This is a genomic window from Nocardia sp. JW2 (genome assembly GCF_051843015.1).
GTDB classification, from domain to species: domain Bacteria; phylum Actinomycetota; class Actinomycetes; order Mycobacteriales; family Mycobacteriaceae; genus Nocardia; species Nocardia coubleae.
The window spans coordinates 41,070-59,008 of sequence record NZ_JBPXLK010000030.1; the positions used below are offsets into that span (position 1 = coordinate 41,070).

The window sequence follows — 17,939 nt, forward strand, 5'->3', positions numbered from 1 at the left end:
CCCACAATCCAACCGCCGCTGCCCTTCTGGACAGCGGCGGTTGTCGTTTCGGCTGGTTGCGCTTGTGATCAGTCTGTTCTGATCGGTGCGGCGGTGGACCAGCCCCAGGTGGGTTCGGTGTCGATGGTGATCTCGGCGGGGGGTGCGGTGATCAGGCGGGTGAGGCGTTGGAGTTCACCCCAGTCGCGGGTCCAGTCGTCGGCCAGGTAGGACGGGATGGTTTGCGACCGCATGAGCATGCCGGTCCAGCCGAGGGGGCCGCCGCCGGTGTCGCCCTGCCAGGTTTCGGAGACCTGGGCGTTGAGTTTGTCGGGGAGGATGCGCCAGATCGGCATCTCCGCCACGCCTGCTCGATGATCGAAGGGGCGCTGGCATGGGAAGGCCAGGCCCACATGCCAATCCGCGAGTACCGGGTTCTCTTCACCGACCATCGTGTTCAGCGTTGTCAGTTTCGGCAGGCGTGGTGGGGTGAGTGCCACCCACTGCATCGGATCGGGGTCACCCTCGCTGATGAGGCGAACGGCGTTGGTGCCCACCGGAATCCGATCCAGTGCGACTGGAAGATTCCGCCACCCCGGTGCGCCGCCCACACTCGGCGGGGGCACCTCGCCCAACAGGGAGAACGTGCCGCCGGCCTCCCGACCGAACTCCACGCGGAGCCGCTGTCCCGGCATCGGTGCCCCATCAGGGCCCACTCCTTCGATGCGTCCGGCAACGGTGAGGATCAACACCCGATAAGCCGGATCACGCAGCACCGCTGCCAGATCCATCCGGAACCACTGGGTGATCAACTTGCTGGCGCGAGGCTCTCCCACGGCGTAACTACCGAGTACCGGCGTTCGCTCGGGAGCAAGCCCGAACGGCAGCGCCACAGTGCTCCCGTTGACACCGGCAATCCCTATCCCGCTTGGTCCTGCGGCTCCAGTCGGTGCGCCGTTGCCTGGTCCTGGGGCTCCGGCTGGTGCGCCATTGCCAGGTCCTGCGGCAGCGCCTGGCATGCCATCGCTCGGCCCGCCTGGAGCGCCCGCCGGGCCGCCGTTTGTCCCGCGCGGTACTTCGTTGCCACTCGGTTGTCCGCCGGGGATGGCGCCGTTCGGCCCTGCGGGCGCGCTGCCACTCAGGCCGCCGCTGCTGGGCCCTGCGCCGGCACCGGGTGCCGAACCACCTGGCGCTGGACCGGTCGCCGCACCATTCGGGCCGCTGGGGGCGGCACCAGTCGGACCGCCGGGTGCGGCGCCACTCTGGCCGGCGCCGGGGCCCCCTGCGCTGCCACTGGGTGGTGGGCCGCTGGGGGCGCGTGGTCCTCCACCGCTGGGTCCACCTTGTGGAGAACCGGCTGCCCCGCCGTTCGGACCGCTCGGTGCGCCGCCGGGGCCGCTACCTGGCCCTCCACCGCCGGGACCGGAGCCGGAGGGTGGTGCGGACGACTGGCCGGGGCCGGGGTCCGGGGCCAGGCTGCCAACGCCGTTTGGGGTGAAGCCGGTGTTCTCAGCGGCGAGGCTGTCGGCGATGGTGCCGGTGTACGGGGTGAGCAGGGAGTCGGCGGTGTTGGTTTCGACCAGGACGTCGTCGGCCATGGCGCAGGGGTTGCCGCCGAGGGCGCGCAGGTTGGACAGGCCGACCGAGTAGGCGGGGTACTGGGAGATCGCCGCGGAAGCGAGCGAACCCACCTCGAACAGCACCAGCGCTGCCGCAACCAGAGTCAGCGGCGCGACCGGGGCGACTTTGAAACGACCAGCCGCAGCCCACTTCCCAGCAAACGGCACCCTTCGGTCGGCCTGCGAGATGCGAGGCTCACCGTCCTGCGTGGTGTCGGGCAGTGATGCGCCGCGCTCGTCGACGATTGGGTTGTCGCGCCCGGCGGTGCGCGGGTTGTCGCCCGCCGGCTGGGAGTCATGCTCGGGTGACGGTGAATGGCTGTCGCGCAGGGAATCGGCGAGGTCGCTATCGTGCTCGGCCCCTAGTTGGCCGGCCTGCGTGGGTGCGCCTGGTTTGTCGGCGGCCGTCGGAAGGTCGTCTTGCTCGTGTGACGGTGAATGGTCGCTGCGCTGGGATTCGTCGGGTGCGCTGGCGTGCTCGGCACCAGTCGATCTTCCGGCCTGTACGGGGTGGTCGGCGGCTGTGGGTACGTCACTATCGAGTGGCAGCGGATTGTCCTCGCGTCCAGGCACACTCGGCTCGCTGTGCGCGGCGTCGACTGACCGGCGGTCGTGCTCGGATGAGCGGGAGCGGGTCCCTGGCTCGGTTACGTCGAGATCGCTGTCGTTCTCGACGGAGCCAGGCCGGGTCTCGTACTCAGATATGCGCGGTTGGCTGATGTGGTCGCCAGCGGGTGCCTGGGTGCCGCTCTCGCGCGGGCGGGGTTCGCGGTAGTACTGGTAGAGCGCGAGGAGGAGGGTTGCGGCGGTGGCGGTGAGGGCGAGGGTGGACAGGCTTATGTTGTCGAGGGTGGGGGCGCGGTCGGGCCAGGGGACGCCGTAGCCGGAGACGTACCACCAGCCGTTGGAGCCGGTGAGGCTTACCGCGAGGAGGAACAGGACCGCTGCGGTGAAGAGGGTGCGGACGTAGGCGGCGTGAATGATCTTGCGGCTCAAGGCGACTGCGGTGACGGCGGCGAGGGCGGCGGCCAAGCCCGCGTACACGCCGAAGTGGTGGGTCCACTTGGTGGGGGTGAACATCATCAGCAGTAGTGCCATGAAAACCACTGCGAGCAGGCGGGTTACCGGTCCGCGGGCGGTGCGGGGGACGCGCCCGTGGCGCAAGGTGGTGAGGACGCCGATGATCAGGCACAGCAGCATGGCGAGGATGCCGAAGCGGCGGGCGAGGGAACCGTCGGGGTTCACCGACAGCAGGGTGTCCCAGCGGGTGCGTTCCTCGAACCAGGACATGTCGGGGCCGACGAGCTGGCGGACGCGGGTGGCTTCGAGGACGGTCGCCAGGGTCTGGTCGGCGAAGACCACAACGAGAACGAGTGTTCCGGCGGCGGCGATCGGTGCGAGCAGCATCGCGTATCCGCTCGGAGTGGAGCCGGAGCGGGCGACGATGGTGCGCAGAACCGGGCGTGAAGCGGCCAGAAGCGCTGCCGTGCAGATCAATCCGGTGGGACCGGCGGCCAATGAGAATGCCGCGACGAGCACGGCGACGGCGGCCGGCAGCACACGCCGTGTCGCCACCGCGCGCTCCATCGAGCACCAGGTGACCAGCACCCCGACGGCGATCAAGGGTTCCGGACGCAGACCGTTGTTGTACGGCAGCCAGATCGAGAGGAACACCAGCGCACCGGTCCACACCGCCCAGCGGTTCGCGGCAATGCCCAAGCGGGGCAGTACTTCCCGGCTGAGTACCAGCCAGCACACGAGTCCGGCGAGCAACGCGGGCAACCGCATCCACACGCCTGCCTCGCTGACCCTGCTCATCCAGGCGAGCACCTCGTACGGCCAGCCGAACGGTGCCTCCGCCACCTGGAACCACCGGTAGTAGTTGGCCGTATACCCGGCCTCGCGCGCGGACCGGGCCATCGTGAGGATGTACCCGTCGTCGGAACTGTTCGCCCCGATCACATGCCACACGACCAGCACGCCCGCCACGGTCGCGTCGACCGCGCGCAACCGCCACCAGCCCATCGGAAGTAGTCGGCGGGTGCGCCTGCCGTCGCGAAGGTCACTGCGGTGCAGGCAGATCAGCGCCACCAGCGTGCACAGCACCGCACCGATGATCGCCGCCAGCTTCCACCCACTCGGACTCGACGAGAACCGCGCGTCGATCTCGGCGTGCAACCCCGCATCACCGAGCCGCCCCCGATCGAGTTCGGTGAACACACCGACGACCTGCGGTCGCACATCACCCTGCACAGCCGTCCGCAACACCGCGCCGTCCCGTGCCGCCACTCCGACGATCTCGGCACTGGTGCTCCCCGCATCGGAGAAGACGACAAGCGCACAGCCACCGTCCGCCGAGCCTGGCGCCACGCCACTATCAGGCACTGCCGATGGAGCGCTGCTCGCCGGCGCCCCCACCGGTGCAGCCGAGGGTGCGCTTGACGGTGCTGCCGGCGGTGCCCCCACTGGTGCTGCTGAGGGTGCGCTTGACGGTGCTGCCGGCGGTGTCCCCACTGGTGCTGCTGAGGGTGCGCTTGACGGTGCTGCCGGCGGTGTCCCCACTGGTGCTGCTGAGGGTGCGCCTGACGGTGCTGCCGGCGGTGTCCCCACTGGTGCTGCTGAGGGTGCTGCCGGCGGTGCTGCTGAGGGCGCTGCTGACGGTGCTGCTGAGGGCGCTGCTGACGGCGCTGCTGACGGTGCTGCCGAGGGCGCTCCCGATGGTGCTCCCGATGGTGCGGCAGGCGCCGAGGGCAAGGGTGTTCCCTCTACCCCAGGCGCTGCGGGATCGGTGGGGAGGCTGGTGAGGGGGACGCTCAGCAATAGGCGGTCGCGCAACACCATCGACAGCGTGCGGCCCTGGTCCGGGCGGTCCTCGATGCGGGCGACCAGGCCCTTGGAGCCTGCTCGGGGAGCTTGGGGTGGGACGGTGGACAGGACGGTTCCGCCGGTGAAACCTTGTAGGGCGGTGCAGGGGATGCGTAGATCGAGGCTCAGCGGCACGTAGTCCACGAGCGGTGCGCTGACCTGTAGCGACTTGTCCTGCGGCCAATCCAGGCTCGCGCGCTGTTGCTGCACAGGAAGCAGCGGGACGAGAACCGCCAGCAACAAACCGAGCGCCCCCGCCACGATCCCACCAATTTTCGCTCGGCCGAAGCCGGAATCTCCACCCACGAATGACGATGCTAGGCCGTCGAACCGGCTCGCACCCAGTCACTTCGAGATCACCACGCTCTGATGGCGGCATCGCCCGAGAGCCGAACACCACCAGAGAGTGGTGATCGTTTGTCCAGGAGGGGGTCAGGGGGTGGGGCGGCGGAGTTCGGTGACGGCGATGCGGGCAGCCTCGCCGATGGCGGCGTCGACGACGGGGAGGGCGGGGTCGGCGCGGGCCGCGCGGGTGAAGACCGCGACGGCGACGGGGATTTCGCCGGGGAATTCGACGACCGCGACCTCGTTGCGGATGATGCCGACGGTGCCGGTCTTGCCCGCGACCACGACACCGCGATGTGGGAAGCCGGCAGCGACACGGTGCGGCCAGATCTGGTTGCGCATGACCGCGCGCACGAATTCCGTGCTCTCCGTCGACAACACGCCGCCGGACCAGAGCCGCCACAGCAGACGCGTCATCTCCTCGGGAGTGGTCGCGCTGGCATAGGCGGGATCGTAGGCCGACACCGTCCACGCCTCGTCGTTGTCGGCCAGCGCCGCGAACGCCTCGGCGGTGCTGTGGGTGTCGGTGTCGCGCACCAGACTTCGGTGCTGATCGGCGGTGCCGCCGACGACCCGGGTTTCGGTGAGACCGAGTTCGACGGCCATGTCGGTGACGGCGGCCAGCCCGAGTTCACCGAGAAGAACGTCGGCGGCGGCGTTGTCGGACACCGTCATCATCGAAGTCACCAGGTCGCGACGGCTCAGCGTGATCGGATCGTGCATTGCGGCAATACCGGTCGGGCCCGGGGTGCAGTCGGCGGGATCGATGGTGAGCCTGCCCGCCGGATCGATGCGCCCGTGATCCACCTCGCGGTAGAACGCCACGCACAACAGCAGTTTGTACACCGACGCCATCACCACCCGATCCCGCCCATCCACCGAGATCTCCGCCGCCGAACCGTCACACCGCCGCGCATGCAGCCACCCACTGCACCCGGCATCCGCGAACACCGCCCGAATCCTGTCCGCGGCCGTCGGAGCAGCCTGATCGGCAGCCACGAACCCCGACCCCGCACGCAGCATGTCGAACGAACGGCTCACCGCGCGCTCCGAACAGTCACGCGACGCCCCCGGCGCACCGATCTTCCGCCGCGAGAATCGTCCGTGCTTCGGTGGCCTCGCCCGGCCGTGGTGGCAGCGGTCGTCCCGGCGCGTGCTCCGCACGCCGGGCGTGGTCACCTCGGCGCGGCGCTGTTCGCTCATCGCGTACCAGCGCGCATAGGTCTCCCACACCACGTCCTCGTCCTCGGCCAGCGATCCGCGCAGCAACCCCTCGCGACCGAGGCGACGGGGACTCGATCTGCGCGTTCCGCCTCTCGACCGGCGTGAACTCGGCCTGTGCGCCGGTCGAGCCATATCGATCAGCACACAAAACACCTGCTCGTATACACCTCATCGCGCACAGACGGGTGATTCGCACCGTCACCGCAACCGCTCCCGGTACAGCACGCGATCGAGCACGTCCGCCTGCCCGCGCGTATCAGTCCGCCGAATCACCCTGACCCGCAACGCGACCGACTGCGGCGCCAAGGTCAACCACGCGACGCCCGGCGTGGGAGTGGGTGGGGTGGTGGTGAGTCCGAAGCTGGTTCCGGCGGCTACCGCTGCCAGCACAGCGCGGTCGTCGGGCGCGGGCAGCGACGGAGTGTCGAGACCGCGTTCACGCAGGAGATCGAGGAGCGCGTCGTAAGCGGGCGGGTTGGCCGGACGCGGGGGATGGGCGAAGTGCAGACCGGTGAGCATGGGGAAGGTGGGGCGTTCGGTGGTGGTGGTGCGGTGACCGGCGGGAACGACCAGCCAGCGGGGGAGTTTCACGACGGGGCCCGCTTCGACACCGTCGACCAGGGCCGGGTGTTCGATGACCGCGACATCGCAGATGCCCGAGCGCACGTCGGCGACGAGGTCGACGGTGCTGCCGATCGTGGTCGACACCGTCCCGTCCGCGGGCCGCAACGCGGTGACGCAGGCGGTGACCACACGGTCCGGCAAGGCGGTGGTCGCCGCGAACCGGGTGGTGCCGCTGAGCTGGGCGATGCGCCGGGATTCGGCGAGCAGGCGATCGGCGTCGTCGACGAGCAGCCGGGCGCGCGGCAGCAACTGCCTGCCCGCCGGGGTGAGCACGGCGCCCTGGGTGGTCCGGTGGACGAGCTCGATGTCGAGGTGCTGTTCCAGGCGACGCAAACCCTGGGACAGCGGTGGTTGGGTCATGTCGAGTGCCGCTGCCGCCCGCCCGAAATGGCCCTCGTCCGCGACGGCGACGAAGAACCGGAGGTGGCGCAGCAGGTCCATGGGGCCATTGAACCAGCGGTCACGCAACGACTCGCCCGAACCGGACGAAGTGCCCAGCGCATCGCCTCGGATACCCCACGTGAACTGCGGCGATATCGATCGCGACTCGCCGCGGACGGCATCCGGTATTGGCCGCGCCCCGCCCGCGATGGTGTGGTGCGTCGGTGACTTCCTCCGCTATCGAGCACCCGATCCGCAGACGCCTCGCGGCCGCCGCACTCGCGGTCGCCACGCTGACCTTCACCGCGTGCTCCTCCGAACCCGCGGCCCCGAGCGACACCTCGGCCGCACCGGGCACCGCGTCCGCCGACACCACCCAGTACGCCGCCTTGGAATCGAAATACAATGCGCGACTGGGTCTCTCGGTCACCGATACCGGAACCGGCGCCACCGTCGCCTACCGGGCCGACGAGCGTTTCCCCATCGCCTCCACCTTCAAGGGCCTGGCCTGTGGCGCCCTCCTGCAGGCGCATCCACTCTCGACCGGCTACTTCGACCAGGTCATCCACTACACCGCCGCCGACCTGGTCGAGTTCTCACCCGAAACCGAGAAGCACGTCGACACCGGCATGACCGTAGCGGCCCTCTGCCATGCCACCATCACCCTCTCCGACAACACGGCGGGCAACCTGGTGCTCCGATTGCTCGGCGGCCCAGCGGGTTTCACGGCGTTCCTGCGCACCCTCGGTGACAACGTGACCCGCTTGGACCGCTGGGAAACCGAACTCAACACCGCCATCCCAGGCGACGAACGCGACACCACCACCCCGGCCGCCCTGGCCGCCGACTACCGCGCCCTCGTCCTCGGTGATGTCCTCGCCGAACCCGAACGCGCCCAGCTCGCCGACTGGCTGAAGGCCAACACCACCGGCGGCAAACGCATCAAGGCCGGTCTACCCGCCGACTGGACTGTCGGCGACAAGACCGGCAGCCCCGCCTACGGTTCGGCCCTCGACGTGGCCATCGCCTGGCCCCCGAACCGCCCGCCCCTGGTGCTCGCGGTCCTGTCGACGAAATCCGAGCAGGACGCCGAGCCGTCCAACGAACTCCTGGCCGAGGCGACGAAAGCGGCGGTCGCCCAGCTCAATTGATCCGCCACCCCGCCCGCACGGAACGGGCGCACAGCCGCGGTTCGTCGCCCGCTCCGACGAACAGGGCGGTGAGCATCGGGATGCCGTGGTCGAGTGCCTCGGCGGGCAACGGGCCGGTCGCCACCAGCGCGGCCAGCCCGTGCCCGATCACCCAGCTCTGCGTCGCCAGTTCGAGGGGGTCGACCTCGGCTCGGAAGCGGCCGAGGTCGCGGGCCCTCGCCACGGCCGTCACCAGCCGTTCCAACGTCGCATCGGCGGCCGGTGCGTCCTCGAGTTCGAAACCGGCGTCGAACATCACCCGGTACAGATCGGGTTCGGCCAGTGCGTTGGCGAGGTAGGCGCTGCCGAGGGCGGCCAGGTCGCGCACGGGATCGCCGGTGTCGGGCACATGGGCGAGGCGCGCGGCCAACCGGGTGAACCCCTCCTGCCGCACCGCCCGCCACAACCCGTCGATCCCGTCGAAATAGGTGTACACGGCCATCGTCGACACCTCGGTCCCGGCGACGAGCCCGCGCAGCGTCACCGGTTCACGCGCCGCGACCATCTGCGCCGCCCGCTCGATCAGCATCGACCGCACCGCCGGATTCCGCGTTCTACCCATGGCGCCATATTACATAACAGCGTTATGGTTATGGCACCGACGATGGGAGCGAACATGACCGTGGAACTGATCAATCCGGACGGGCTGCCCAAGCCCGATGTGTACCGGCAGCTGTCGATCGCGACCGGCTCACGCCTGGTCTTCCTGGCCGGGCAAGTGGCCCGCGACGCCGACGGAAATCCGGTCGGTGCCGGCGATTTCGCCGCCCAGGTGGAACAGGCCTACCTGAATGTGGGCACCGCGATGACCGCGATCGGCGGATCCTTCGACGACGTCGCGAAGCTGACGATCTACGTCGTCGACTGGAATGCCGACAAATATCCGCTGCTGGGCGAAGGAGTGAGTCGCGCGGCCGCGAAAATGGGTGTCGACCCGGTCAAACCGATCACCCTGATCGGCGTGGCGGCGCTGGGCGAACCCGACCTGCTCGTCGAGGTCGAGGCGACCGCGGTGCTCGACTGATCACCCTGCGCGGTACCGGCCGGGGGCCACACCGTATTCACGTTTGAAGGCTTTGCCGAAGGCGTACTCGGAGCTGTAGCCAGTGCGCCCGGCGATGGTGGCCAACGGGTGGTCGGTCTCGCGCAGAAGCCGGGCAGCGGTGAGCATCCGCCAGCGGGTGAGATAGGCCAGTGGCGGTTCGCCGAGCAGGGTGGTGAATCGTTTGGCGAACGCGGCCCGGCTCAAACCCGCACGGGCGCCGAGCGATTCGACGGTCCAGTGGTGACCAGGGTCCTCGTGCACGGCCCGCAGCGCACGCGACAGTTCGGGGTCGGTGAACGCCACCGACCACCGTGCGGTGTCGTGGGTGGCGCTTTCGGCGAGCCAGGCGCGCAAGAGATAGAGCAGGAGCAGGTCGAGCAGCGGTGGGACGGCCGCGTCGGCGCCGGGGCGGGCGTCGGTGAGTTCGGCGGCGAGCAGGTCGACGGCGGCGCGCAACGACGCGTGCGTGCCGAGCCGGGCCGGAATGTGCACCACCTCGGGCAATTCCGCCAGCAATGGATGGGTGCGATCGGCGGCGAGGTGATATGACCCGCACAGCAGGGTAGAAGCGGCACCGGGGCCGTCGACCACGCGGACGTCGTCGGGTCCCGCGGTCTCGGTGAACGTGCTGGTGAGCTGATCGACCAGACCGTGCGCGACCCCGCGCGGCATCAGCACCGCGTCCCCCGTACCGAGCGCGATGGGTTCGGCCCCCGCCCTGGTGAGCCAGCACGAACCCTGCAGGACGACATGGAAACCGGCACCCTCCATCAGCGGATACCTGCGGCCCCACGGCGCGTGCCGCACGAACATCCCTGACGCCGGGTCACCGGTACGCGCGGTGGCCAGCACATCGCTGAGCAGATCCATAACCGATGACAATACCGCCGAAGACGTTTGGATATCTTCTGCGGATTCTGGATGATTTCACGTCCTGAGATATGTCCATACGCTGAGTTCATCAACCGAATGAACAAGGAGCAGGACATGAAGATCGCCGTGTACGGGGCCAGTGGACACGTCGGCCGTTTCGCGGTGGCGGAACTGGGTCGTCGTGGAATCGACACCATCGTCGTGGGACGTAACGCCCAGCGGCTGACGGACTTCGGCGTACCTGTCCGGGTCGCCGCAGCCGACGATCACTCCGCGCTGGTCGCCGCCTTCACCGGCATCGACGTGGTCGTCAGCACGCTGCCCGACTACACCGGAACCGGTGAGGGCGTGCTGCGCGCCGCCGTCGCCGCGGGCGCGAGCTATGTGGATGTCGCGGGCGAACAACTGTTCGCCCGCAAGGTGTTCGACGAATACGGGCCGCTCGCCGAGGCCGCAGGCGTCACCCTGGTCACGGCCGTCACGGAGGCGGGCGTGTTCGGTGACCTGCTCGCCGACCTCGGCGCGCGGCGGCTCGGCGGTGCCGACGAGATCGTGCTCAGCCATGTCGTCGCACCCGGTGGGGAGGGTTCACGTGGCAGTATGCGCACGGTGCTGCGCAATCTGGACGCCTTCACCAGTGGTGGTCTTTCCTGGTCCGACGGTGAATTCCGCACCGGCCCCCAGCCGCGCCGGGACACGCTGCTCCTGCCAGGCGCCACCGACCCTGTCGCGGTGGTGAAGTTCCCACAGCCGGCCGTGGTGACGATCCCGCGCCACACCGCGGCCGGTTCGGTGGAAGGTGTGCTGGCGAAGGAGATCTTCGCGATGGTCGGCACCGTCACCGAGGCCGACCTGGAACGTGCGCCCGAAACACCCTCCGCCCCGGCTCCGTATTCGATGGTGGTCGACATCCACCGCGCCGGAAAGACGCTGCGTGGCATCGGAAGTGGGCCCGACACGTACCGCAACAGTGCCCAGCTCGCGGTGGCGGTAGCGACCCGCATCGGCGCGGGCGCGAAACCGGGCGCGCAGTCACCGGCCGAACTGTTCGACCCGGTCGAATTCCTCGACGCACTGGGCGAATTCGGCATGACCTGGTCGCTCGGATGAACAAGTCCGCCCGCCGGGCGGTCACCTTCCTCGCGACGGTGACCGTCCTGGTGCTGGTCGCCTGTGGCACGCGCGAGCCGGCACCCGAGTGGTCGAGCGTGTGGGCGGCGGCCGCCCAGCATCCGGCGACCCAGAACTGGTCGGCCGACGGCTTTGCCGACGAGACCGTCCGCCAGGTCGTCCGCCTGACGGACGGCGGCCCGCAGGTCCGGGTCCGGCTGTCGAATCGCTATGGCACCGAACCGTTGGCGGTCGCGGGTGCCACGGTGGCTCGCAGCGCAGGCGGCGCCGCGCTGGTGCCCGGGTCGGTGTTCCCGCTGACAATGGCCCGCTCGACGACATTCGATGTCGCCCCCGGCGCCGAGGCGGCCAGCGACCCGATCCCCTTGCCGGTCGCGGCCGGGGAGGCGGTCACCGTCACGCTCTACTTCGCCCGCCCGACCGGCCCGGCGACCCAGCACGCGCAAGCTGCCACGACCAGCTTCCGCGCCGCGGGCGACCACGCGGCCGAACCGACCGCGACGCCCTTCACCGAGACCTCCCGATCCTGGTACTACCTGACGGGCATCGACGCGATCGGCGCGGAACGGGAGGTCACCGTCGCCTTCGGCGATTCCATCACCGACGGCTACCGCTCGACGGTCGACACCGACCAGCGCTACCCGGACCAGCTCGCCCGCCACCCGGGCACCGGACCGCACGCGGTCGTCAACGCGGGTATCAGCGGCAACCGGCTGCTCACCGACTCGACCGTGCTCGGGGACAGTGCCCGCCTCCGTTTCCGCCGCGACGTCCTCGAACAGCCCGGCGTCGACACCGTGATCGTGCTCATCGGCATCAACGACATCGGCCTGGCCGGGACCACCGGACCCGATGGCGTGTTGTCCCCTGTTGTTTCGGCCGACCAGCTCATCGCGGGTTATCGCGAGCTGATCGGCGCGGCCGACGCGGCGGGCGTGCGCGTCATCGGCGCGACGCTGCTGCCGTTCGGTGGTTCGGTGTACTACTCGCCGGGCAAGGACGACCTGCGAGCTCAGGTGAACACCTGGATACGCACCGGCAACGCCTTCGACGCGGTGGTGGATCTGGACCGTGCGCTGGCCGCGCCGGACGACCGGAGCAGACTGGCGCGACAGTTCGACAGCGGAGATCATCTGCACCCCAACGACCTCGGCTACGGTGCTATGGCGGCGGCCATAGCAGGCGCGGGCGTGCTGTGATGCTCGACAGCGGCGAGGCTGTCACCAGCGCGGGAAGAGACAACCGGGTCAACAACCGGTGAACCCTGACTGCTCGAGTGGCAGTTGGGACGAGGGCTCGTTATGCTCGCCCCGTTATCGAAACGGGCTGCCTTGCTGCATGTTTGGCTCGAGGATTGGTGGTTGGGGGCCTGTGGTTACTGCGGAAGTCGGGCCGGTGACGCACGCGACGGGGGACCGCACGACAGCGGGACCGGCGAGGTATGTGGTGCTGAGCGCCGCAGTGGTCATCGTGGTGATCGCCGCGCTCACCGTGGTTTTCGCGCCCCCTCTCATCGGCATTCCCGTGCTGGTCGGGGCATTGGTCACGGCGCTGATCGCCTGTCCGGCGGTTTTCGTCGCGCTGCGCCAAACCGCGAAAGCCGACCTCTCCGCCGCCGCCGCTCAGCGCGCCGAACAGCAGTTGGCGGCCACCGTCGCCGAGGCGACGCAGCGCATCGCGAAGGCCGAGGAACACAGCTCCGCCTACGCCTGGGAAGCGCAGGAGAACTCGCGTCGCGGTGCCGCCGCGCTCGCGGCGTTCGCCGGTGCCGCCAGCCGTATCCAGGCCATGACCACCAGCATGCTCGCCGAACTGCGCGAGATGGAACACCGTCACGCCGACCCCCGCGTGCTCACCGACCTGCTCCACATCGACCACCGCACCGCCCAGACCGGCCGCCTCGCCGACAGCATCGCGGTGCTCAGCGGCGCCCGCACCGGCCGGCGCTGGGCCAAGCCCATTGCGATGGAATCGATCCTGCGTGGCGCGATGGGCCGAGTGGCCGGGTACCAGCGTGTGCGACTGCGCGCGGTGGCCGAGGTCGGTATCGCCGGGCACGCCGCCGAAGGCGTGATGCACGCGCTGGCCGAACTGCTCGACAACGCCTGCAACTTCTCCCCGCCCACCACCGAGGTGCATGTCTACGCGGCGGAAGTGCCCGCGGGCGTTGTCATCACCATCGAGGACAGCGGTCTGGTGATGAGCGAATCGGCCCTACGCCGCGCCGAGGCCGCCGTGAGCGGACGCGACCACAAGGGCAAGGGCGCCGACCTGGCCTCCCTCTCGGGCACCCGGCTCGGGCTGGCCGTGGTCGGAAACCTCGCGCGCAAACACGATCTCACCGTGTCGTACCGGCCCTCGGCCATCGGTGGCACGGCGGTGGTCGTCGTCGTCCCGCGCGAACTCACCGCCCGCGCCGAACGCCGGGGCCGCGACACGGGCCGTCACGCCGCGCCCGCCACCCAGCGTGCCGACACCGGCGGCATCCAGCTCACCAACCTCGGCCAGTTCGACGCACCGCCCCCGCGCCCGGCACCGCACACCGAGAACGGCGACCTCGGCTGGGCCGACGCCATCGCCCGCCAGGTGTCACCGCCCGCCGGTGAGGCCGCCCACTTGCCCGCGGCGACCACTCCGGCGCTGCCCAAGCGCCGTCGCGGCAGCACGCTCGCGCAGGTCCATCCCGAAGGTCTCACCCCGCCCGCGCCCACCCAGGCGACGCCGGCGAAACCATCGGCACTCGGCGCCTTCCAACGTTCTGCCCGCATCGAGCCGCGCACAGGCAGCGCCGCCTCTGCCCCAGACCCTCAGGAGGACCGATGACCACCACCGCCGCGACCAATCTCGGCTGGTTGCTCGAGAAACTGCTCGCCCGCACCCCACGCACCCGCCACGCCCTGCTGCTCTCGGGTGACGGCCTCAAGATCTGCCACACCCCGGAACTCGACACCGACCGCGCCGACCAGCTCGCCGCGATCGCCGCCGGTTTCCAGAGCCTCGCACACGGGGCCTCCGTCGAATTCGGTGACGGGCGAGGCGGAGTCCGCCAGTCGATGACCGAGTTCTACGGCGGCATCCTGTTCGTGGTCGAGGCCGGGCTCGGCGCGCACTTAGCGGTGATCGCCGCCGAGGACGCCGACGCGGGCCTGGTCGGGCACACCATGCACGAACTGGTCGAGCAGCTCGGCGAACACCTCGCCGCCCAGCCGCGCCGGGGGACGCCGTAATGCTCGGCCGCGATGACGATCCCGACCGGTTCTACACCCTCACCGGCGGCCGGATGCCCGCCGACGACGACTTCGACCTGGTCACCCTCGTGGTCAGCGAGTCGGCGCCGAACGCGGGCATGACCTCCGAGCAGGTCGCGATCCTCGAGCTGTGCCGGGCGCCGACCGCCGTGGTGGAGATCGCGGCCGAACTGCGGCTGCCGGTCGGCGTGGCGACGGTTGTGCTGTCGGATCTGCTCGCCGCGGGCAAGATCACCATCAGGCCTCCGCTGTCGGCGGCGATGAATCTGGATCTTTCCACCCTCGAGAAGGTGCTCGTTGGACTTCGCAGGCTCTGAAGACGTACCCGAGCGGTCACGGGCGCCGCTGCACAGCACGGCGCGGCACGGGTTGAAAATCGTCATCATCGGCGGATTCGGTGTCGGCAAAACGACATTGGTCCGGTCGGTGAGCGAGATCCGCCCCCTCGACACCGAGGCGACGATGACCGATGTGGGTGTCGGCGTCGACGACGCGAGCGGCGTGCCTGGCAAGTCGACCACCACCGTCGCCTTCGACTTCGGCCGCATCAGCATCGACGACGAGCACGTCCTGTATCTGTTCGGCGCCCCTGGGCAGCAACGGTTCTGGTTCCTCTGGGACCGGTTGTTCGCCGGTGCGCTCGGTGCGATCGTGCTCGTCGACCAGCGCCGCATCGCCGACTCCTGGTACGCCATCGACCGTCTCGAACACCAGGGCACGCCATTCGTGGTCGCCTGCAACGACTTCGGTGAATCACATGCCCCCGAGGCGGTGCGCGACGCGCTCGATCTTGACCCGGCGGTCCCGCTGCTGATGTGTGACGCCCGCTCGCGTGAATCGAGCAAACAGGTACTCATCGCCCTGATCGAGCACCTGTATTCTGTTGTCCCACAGGGGGAGACCGTCTCATGAGCACACCGGCAGGCGCCTGCCCGGTCACCGGCGCCGTCCCGCTGAGCGGTCCCGAGTTCCATATCGAACCGCACGAGGTGTACCGGCGGATGCGCCGCGAACACGGCCCGGTCGTCGCCGTCGAACTGCCCGGCGGTTTCCCCGCCTGGCTGGTGATCGGGTACCGCGAACTGCACCAGGTGACCAGCGATCCGGTGCTGTTCCCGCGCGATGTGTCGCTGTGGAACCAGTGGGGGCGGGTGCCCGAGGACTGGCCGCTGCTGCCGATGGTCGGGCGGCCGATGCCGTCGATCTACTTCACCGCCGGTGCCGAACACCGTCGTCACCTGGCGATGGTCGAACCCGCTCTCGACGCGGTGGATCACTTCGAATTGCGCCGTGCCTGTGAGGAACTCGCCGACCAGCTGGTCGACCGGTTCTGTGGGCGCGGCACCGCCGACCTGGTCGCCGAATTCGCCGAACCGCTGCCCGTGCTCGCGCTCGGGCGCATCCTCGGCCTGCCCGACGCCGATGCCGCCGACCTGGCGCTGACCATGAAGACCCTCGCCGACGGCGGCGCCGACGCCCAGGCCGGGCACATACGTTTCGCCGAGCACATGGCCCGCCTCGTCGCCGCCAAGAAGGCCCGTCCCGGCGGCGACCTCACCTCGTTGATGCTGGCCGATCCCGAGCCGTTCACCGACGAGGAGTACATGAACGACCTGATGGCGATCGCCGCCGCGGGCCACCTCACCACCGCCGACTGGCTCGGCAGCTCGATGCGGCTGATGCTCACCGACGAACGCTTCGCCGCCGCGCTCGGTGGCGGCAGGCGCAGCGTCGGCCAGGCCATGAACGAGGTGCTCTGGGAAGAGGGGCCGACCTCCATCCTGGCCGGTCGCTGGGCCGCCCGCGATACGCGCCTGGGCGACCGCACCATCCGCGCCGGGGACATGCTGCTGCTGGGCTTGGCCGCTGCGAATCTCGATCCGCATGTGCGCCAGTCGTTCTCCGACGGCGACACCGTACCCACCGGCAACAACGCGCACTTCGCGTTCAGCTACGGCGAATACCGCTGCCCGTACCCGGCGCAGCAGATCGCCGAGATCATCGCGCGCACCGGGATCGAGGTGCTGCTCGACCGGCTCCCCGATGTCGACCTGGCGGTTCCGGCCGACCAGCTCACCCGGCGACCTTCGGCTTTCCTTCGGGGCATGCAAGCACTGCCCGTTCGTTTCACCCCTGTTCGACCCGTCGGAGGTTTCTCGTGAGTTCGCAATGCCCTATCGCCATCGACCCCATGGTCGGTGATCTCGCGGGGGAGACCGCCCGACTACGTGACGCGGGGCCGATCACACGGATCGACCTGATGGGGGTGACCGTGTGGACCGTCACCGACCACGCCCTGGCCCGTCAGCTGACCACCGACTCCCGCCTGGTCAAGGACATCAACGCCTGGAAACTGTTCGCCGACGGCGTGGTGGGCAACCAGTGGCCGCTGATCGGGATGGTCGACGTCGACCGCTCGATGTTCAGTGTCGACGGCGCCGAACACCGCAGGCTTCGGCTCAAGACCGCGCAGGCGCTTGCCCCGCGCCGGCTCGAGGAGCTGCGCCCGCGGATCGAGACGCTCACCGCCGAACTCCTCGACGACCTCGCCGCGGCCGGTGCCGACGGCACCCCGGTGGATCTCAAGCAGGTGTTCGCCTACCCGCTGCCCATGCGCGTGGTCGGCGACCTGATGGGCGTCGCCCGCGAGGACCACGCCCAGCTGCTCGACTGGTACAAGAAGTTCTTCTCGGTGATGACCCCGCAGGACGAGCGCCTGCGCGTGATCGGCGAGCTCGACGTGTACTTCACCGACCAGGTGCGCAAGAAGATCGCCGATCCGGGCGACGATCTCACCTCGGCGTTCGTGGTGGCGGACGAGGGCGGCGAGGCGCTCACCGAGGAGGAGGCGATCGGCAATATCAAAGCCCTCGTCGCCGCCGGGCACGAGACCACCGTGAGCCTGATCGTCAACACCGTGCGCGCGCTGCTCAACCAACCCGAGCAGCTCGCGAAAGTTCTTGCCGGCGAAGTGGACTGGAAGCAGGTCATCGAGGAGTCGCTGCGCTGGGACGGGCCCGTCTCGCACCTGCTGATGCGCTTCGCCACCGAGGACATCACCGTGGGCGACACCGTCATCGAGAAGGGCGAGGGTGTGGTGATGTCCTACCGTGCCGTCGGCCGCGACTTCGCCGTGCACGGTGAGACCGCCGACGAGTTCGACGTGACCCGCTCGACCGCCAACCGCCACCTCGCCTTCGGCTACGGCCCGCACATCTGCCCCGGTGCGGCGCTGTCACGGCTCGAGGCCGCGATCGCGCTGCCCGCGCTGTTCGCCCGCTTCCCGAACCTGCGCCTGGCCGTGCCCGACAGCGAGCTCGGCAACCTGCCGGTGCTGACCCAGAACGATCTGGCCGCGTTGCCGATCACCCTGAACTGACCGGCGTCGGGGGGGGGGGGGGGGGGGGGGGGGGGG

General features: G+C 69.6%; 16 protein-coding genes and 1 pseudogene. 11 read left to right on the plus strand and 6 right to left on the minus strand.

What is annotated here, in order from left to right; all coding sequences use genetic code 11:
* Positions 1–68 precede the first annotated feature (68 nt).
* The gene (locus ACSVDM_RS27685; protein WP_439268729.1) at positions 69–3,968 is read right to left on the minus strand and encodes an arabinosyltransferase domain-containing protein; all 3,900 of its coding nucleotides are present in this window, start codon (positions 3,966–3,968) and stop codon (positions 69–71) included.
* 68 nt (positions 3,969–4,036) lie between these two features.
* Here ACSVDM_RS27685 and ACSVDM_RS27690 point away from each other — a divergent pair, with 68 nt between their 5' ends.
* Positions 4,037–4,402 carry a hypothetical protein gene (locus tag ACSVDM_RS27690; protein WP_439268732.1) on the plus strand — a complete coding sequence of 122 codons (366 nt, stop codon included), beginning with the start codon at positions 4,037–4,039 and terminating at the stop codon, positions 4,400–4,402.
* A gap of 46 nt (positions 4,403–4,448) precedes the next feature.
* Here the strand turns inward: ACSVDM_RS27690 and ACSVDM_RS27695 are convergent.
* The 3 genes and pseudogenes from ACSVDM_RS27695 to ACSVDM_RS27705 all read right to left on the minus strand — a co-directional run.
* Positions 4,449–4,769 (minus strand): annotated as a pseudogene (locus tag ACSVDM_RS27695) (hypothetical protein); the annotation flags it as partial.
* A 126-nt stretch (positions 4,770–4,895) separates the two neighbouring features.
* On the minus strand, positions 4,896–5,831 hold the full coding sequence (locus ACSVDM_RS27700) for a serine hydrolase (RefSeq protein WP_439268730.1): 936 nt from the start codon (positions 5,829–5,831) through the stop codon (positions 4,896–4,898).
* A 399-nt stretch (positions 5,832–6,230) separates the two neighbouring features.
* A complete protein-coding gene (locus ACSVDM_RS27705) occupies positions 6,231–7,097 on the minus strand; it encodes a LysR family transcriptional regulator (RefSeq protein WP_067637124.1) in 867 nt (288 codons plus the stop codon).
* A gap of 179 nt (positions 7,098–7,276) precedes the next feature.
* On the opposite strand from ACSVDM_RS27705, the gene bla reads away from it, so the two are divergent.
* Positions 7,277–8,188 (plus strand): class A beta-lactamase, encoded by a 912-nt coding sequence (gene bla / locus ACSVDM_RS27710; protein WP_439268731.1) that lies wholly within the window; start codon positions 7,277–7,279, stop codon positions 8,186–8,188.
* Here bla and ACSVDM_RS27715 read toward each other — a convergent pair.
* Positions 8,181–8,789, minus strand: coding sequence for a TetR/AcrR family transcriptional regulator (locus ACSVDM_RS27715; protein ID WP_439268719.1), 609 nt, complete (start codon positions 8,787–8,789; stop codon positions 8,181–8,183). The genes bla and ACSVDM_RS27715 overlap by 8 nt on opposite strands.
* Positions 8,790–8,843: 54 nt before the next feature.
* On the opposite strand from ACSVDM_RS27715, the gene ACSVDM_RS27720 reads away from it, so the two are divergent.
* The gene (locus ACSVDM_RS27720) at positions 8,844–9,251 is read left to right on the plus strand and encodes a RidA family protein (protein ID WP_439268720.1); all 408 of its coding nucleotides are present in this window, start codon (positions 8,844–8,846) and stop codon (positions 9,249–9,251) included.
* Here ACSVDM_RS27720 and ACSVDM_RS27725 read toward each other — a convergent pair whose 3' ends face one another.
* Entirely contained in the window at positions 9,252–10,142 is an 891-nt protein-coding gene (locus tag ACSVDM_RS27725) for an AraC family transcriptional regulator (RefSeq protein WP_439268721.1), read from the minus strand.
* A 117-nt stretch (positions 10,143–10,259) separates the two neighbouring features.
* On the opposite strand from ACSVDM_RS27725, the gene ACSVDM_RS27730 reads away from it, so the two are divergent.
* From ACSVDM_RS27730 to ACSVDM_RS27765, 8 genes are all read left to right on the plus strand, one after another.
* On the plus strand, positions 10,260–11,255 hold the full coding sequence (locus ACSVDM_RS27730; protein ID WP_439268722.1) for a saccharopine dehydrogenase NADP-binding domain-containing protein: 996 nt from the start codon (positions 10,260–10,262) through the stop codon (positions 11,253–11,255).
* Positions 11,252–12,475 (plus strand): SGNH/GDSL hydrolase family protein, encoded by a 1,224-nt coding sequence (locus tag ACSVDM_RS27735; protein WP_439268723.1) that lies wholly within the window; start codon positions 11,252–11,254, stop codon positions 12,473–12,475. Before ACSVDM_RS27730 ends, ACSVDM_RS27735 begins: the two co-directional genes overlap by 4 nt.
* Positions 12,476–12,722: 247 nt before the next feature.
* Entirely contained in the window at positions 12,723–14,099 is a 1,377-nt protein-coding gene (locus ACSVDM_RS27740) for an ATP-binding protein (protein WP_439268724.1), read from the plus strand.
* Positions 14,096–14,503, plus strand: coding sequence for a roadblock/LC7 domain-containing protein (locus ACSVDM_RS27745; protein WP_067491837.1), 408 nt, complete (start codon positions 14,096–14,098; stop codon positions 14,501–14,503). The genes ACSVDM_RS27740 and ACSVDM_RS27745 overlap by 4 nt, the downstream gene beginning before the upstream one ends.
* Positions 14,503–14,841 carry a DUF742 domain-containing protein gene (locus tag ACSVDM_RS27750; RefSeq protein WP_067491839.1) on the plus strand — a complete coding sequence of 113 codons (339 nt, stop codon included), beginning with the start codon at positions 14,503–14,505 and terminating at the stop codon, positions 14,839–14,841. Before ACSVDM_RS27745 ends, ACSVDM_RS27750 begins: the two co-directional genes overlap by 1 nt.
* 28 nt (positions 14,842–14,869) lie before the next feature.
* On the plus strand, positions 14,870–15,436 hold the full coding sequence (locus ACSVDM_RS27755; RefSeq protein ID WP_067491890.1) for a GTP-binding protein: 567 nt from the start codon (positions 14,870–14,872) through the stop codon (positions 15,434–15,436).
* A complete protein-coding gene (locus ACSVDM_RS27760; RefSeq protein ID WP_439268725.1) occupies positions 15,433–16,686 on the plus strand; it encodes a cytochrome P450 in 1,254 nt (417 codons plus the stop codon). Before ACSVDM_RS27755 ends, ACSVDM_RS27760 begins: the two co-directional genes overlap by 4 nt.
* The gene (locus ACSVDM_RS27765) at positions 16,683–17,903 is read left to right on the plus strand and encodes a cytochrome P450 family protein (RefSeq protein WP_439268726.1); all 1,221 of its coding nucleotides are present in this window, start codon (positions 16,683–16,685) and stop codon (positions 17,901–17,903) included. The genes ACSVDM_RS27760 and ACSVDM_RS27765 overlap by 4 nt, the downstream gene beginning before the upstream one ends.
* Positions 17,904–17,939: the final 36 nt, after the last annotated feature.

Coding starts and splice junctions, on each gene's coding strand:
- ACSVDM_RS27700 (WP_439268730.1), bottom strand. CDS start 5,831: ATGCTGCGTGCGGGGTCGGGGTTCGTGGCTGCCGATCAGGCTGCTCCG.
- ACSVDM_RS27705 (WP_067637124.1), bottom strand. CDS start 7,097: ATGGACCTGCTGCGCCACCTCCGGTTCTTCGTCGCCGTCGCGGACGAG.
- ACSVDM_RS27715 (WP_439268719.1), bottom strand. CDS start 8,789: ATGGGTAGAACGCGGAATCCGGCGGTGCGGTCGATGCTGATCGAGCGG.
- ACSVDM_RS27720 (WP_439268720.1), top strand. CDS start 8,844: ATGACCGTGGAACTGATCAATCCGGACGGGCTGCCCAAGCCCGATGTG.
- ACSVDM_RS27725 (WP_439268721.1), bottom strand. CDS start 10,142: ATGGATCTGCTCAGCGATGTGCTGGCCACCGCGCGTACCGGTGACCCG.
- ACSVDM_RS27730 (WP_439268722.1), top strand. CDS start 10,260: ATGAAGATCGCCGTGTACGGGGCCAGTGGACACGTCGGCCGTTTCGCG.
- ACSVDM_RS27735 (WP_439268723.1), top strand. CDS start 11,252: ATGAACAAGTCCGCCCGCCGGGCGGTCACCTTCCTCGCGACGGTGACC.
- ACSVDM_RS27745 (WP_067491837.1), top strand. CDS start 14,096: ATGACCACCACCGCCGCGACCAATCTCGGCTGGTTGCTCGAGAAACTG.
- ACSVDM_RS27750 (WP_067491839.1), top strand. CDS start 14,503: ATGCTCGGCCGCGATGACGATCCCGACCGGTTCTACACCCTCACCGGC.
- ACSVDM_RS27760 (WP_439268725.1), top strand. CDS start 15,433: ATGAGCACACCGGCAGGCGCCTGCCCGGTCACCGGCGCCGTCCCGCTG.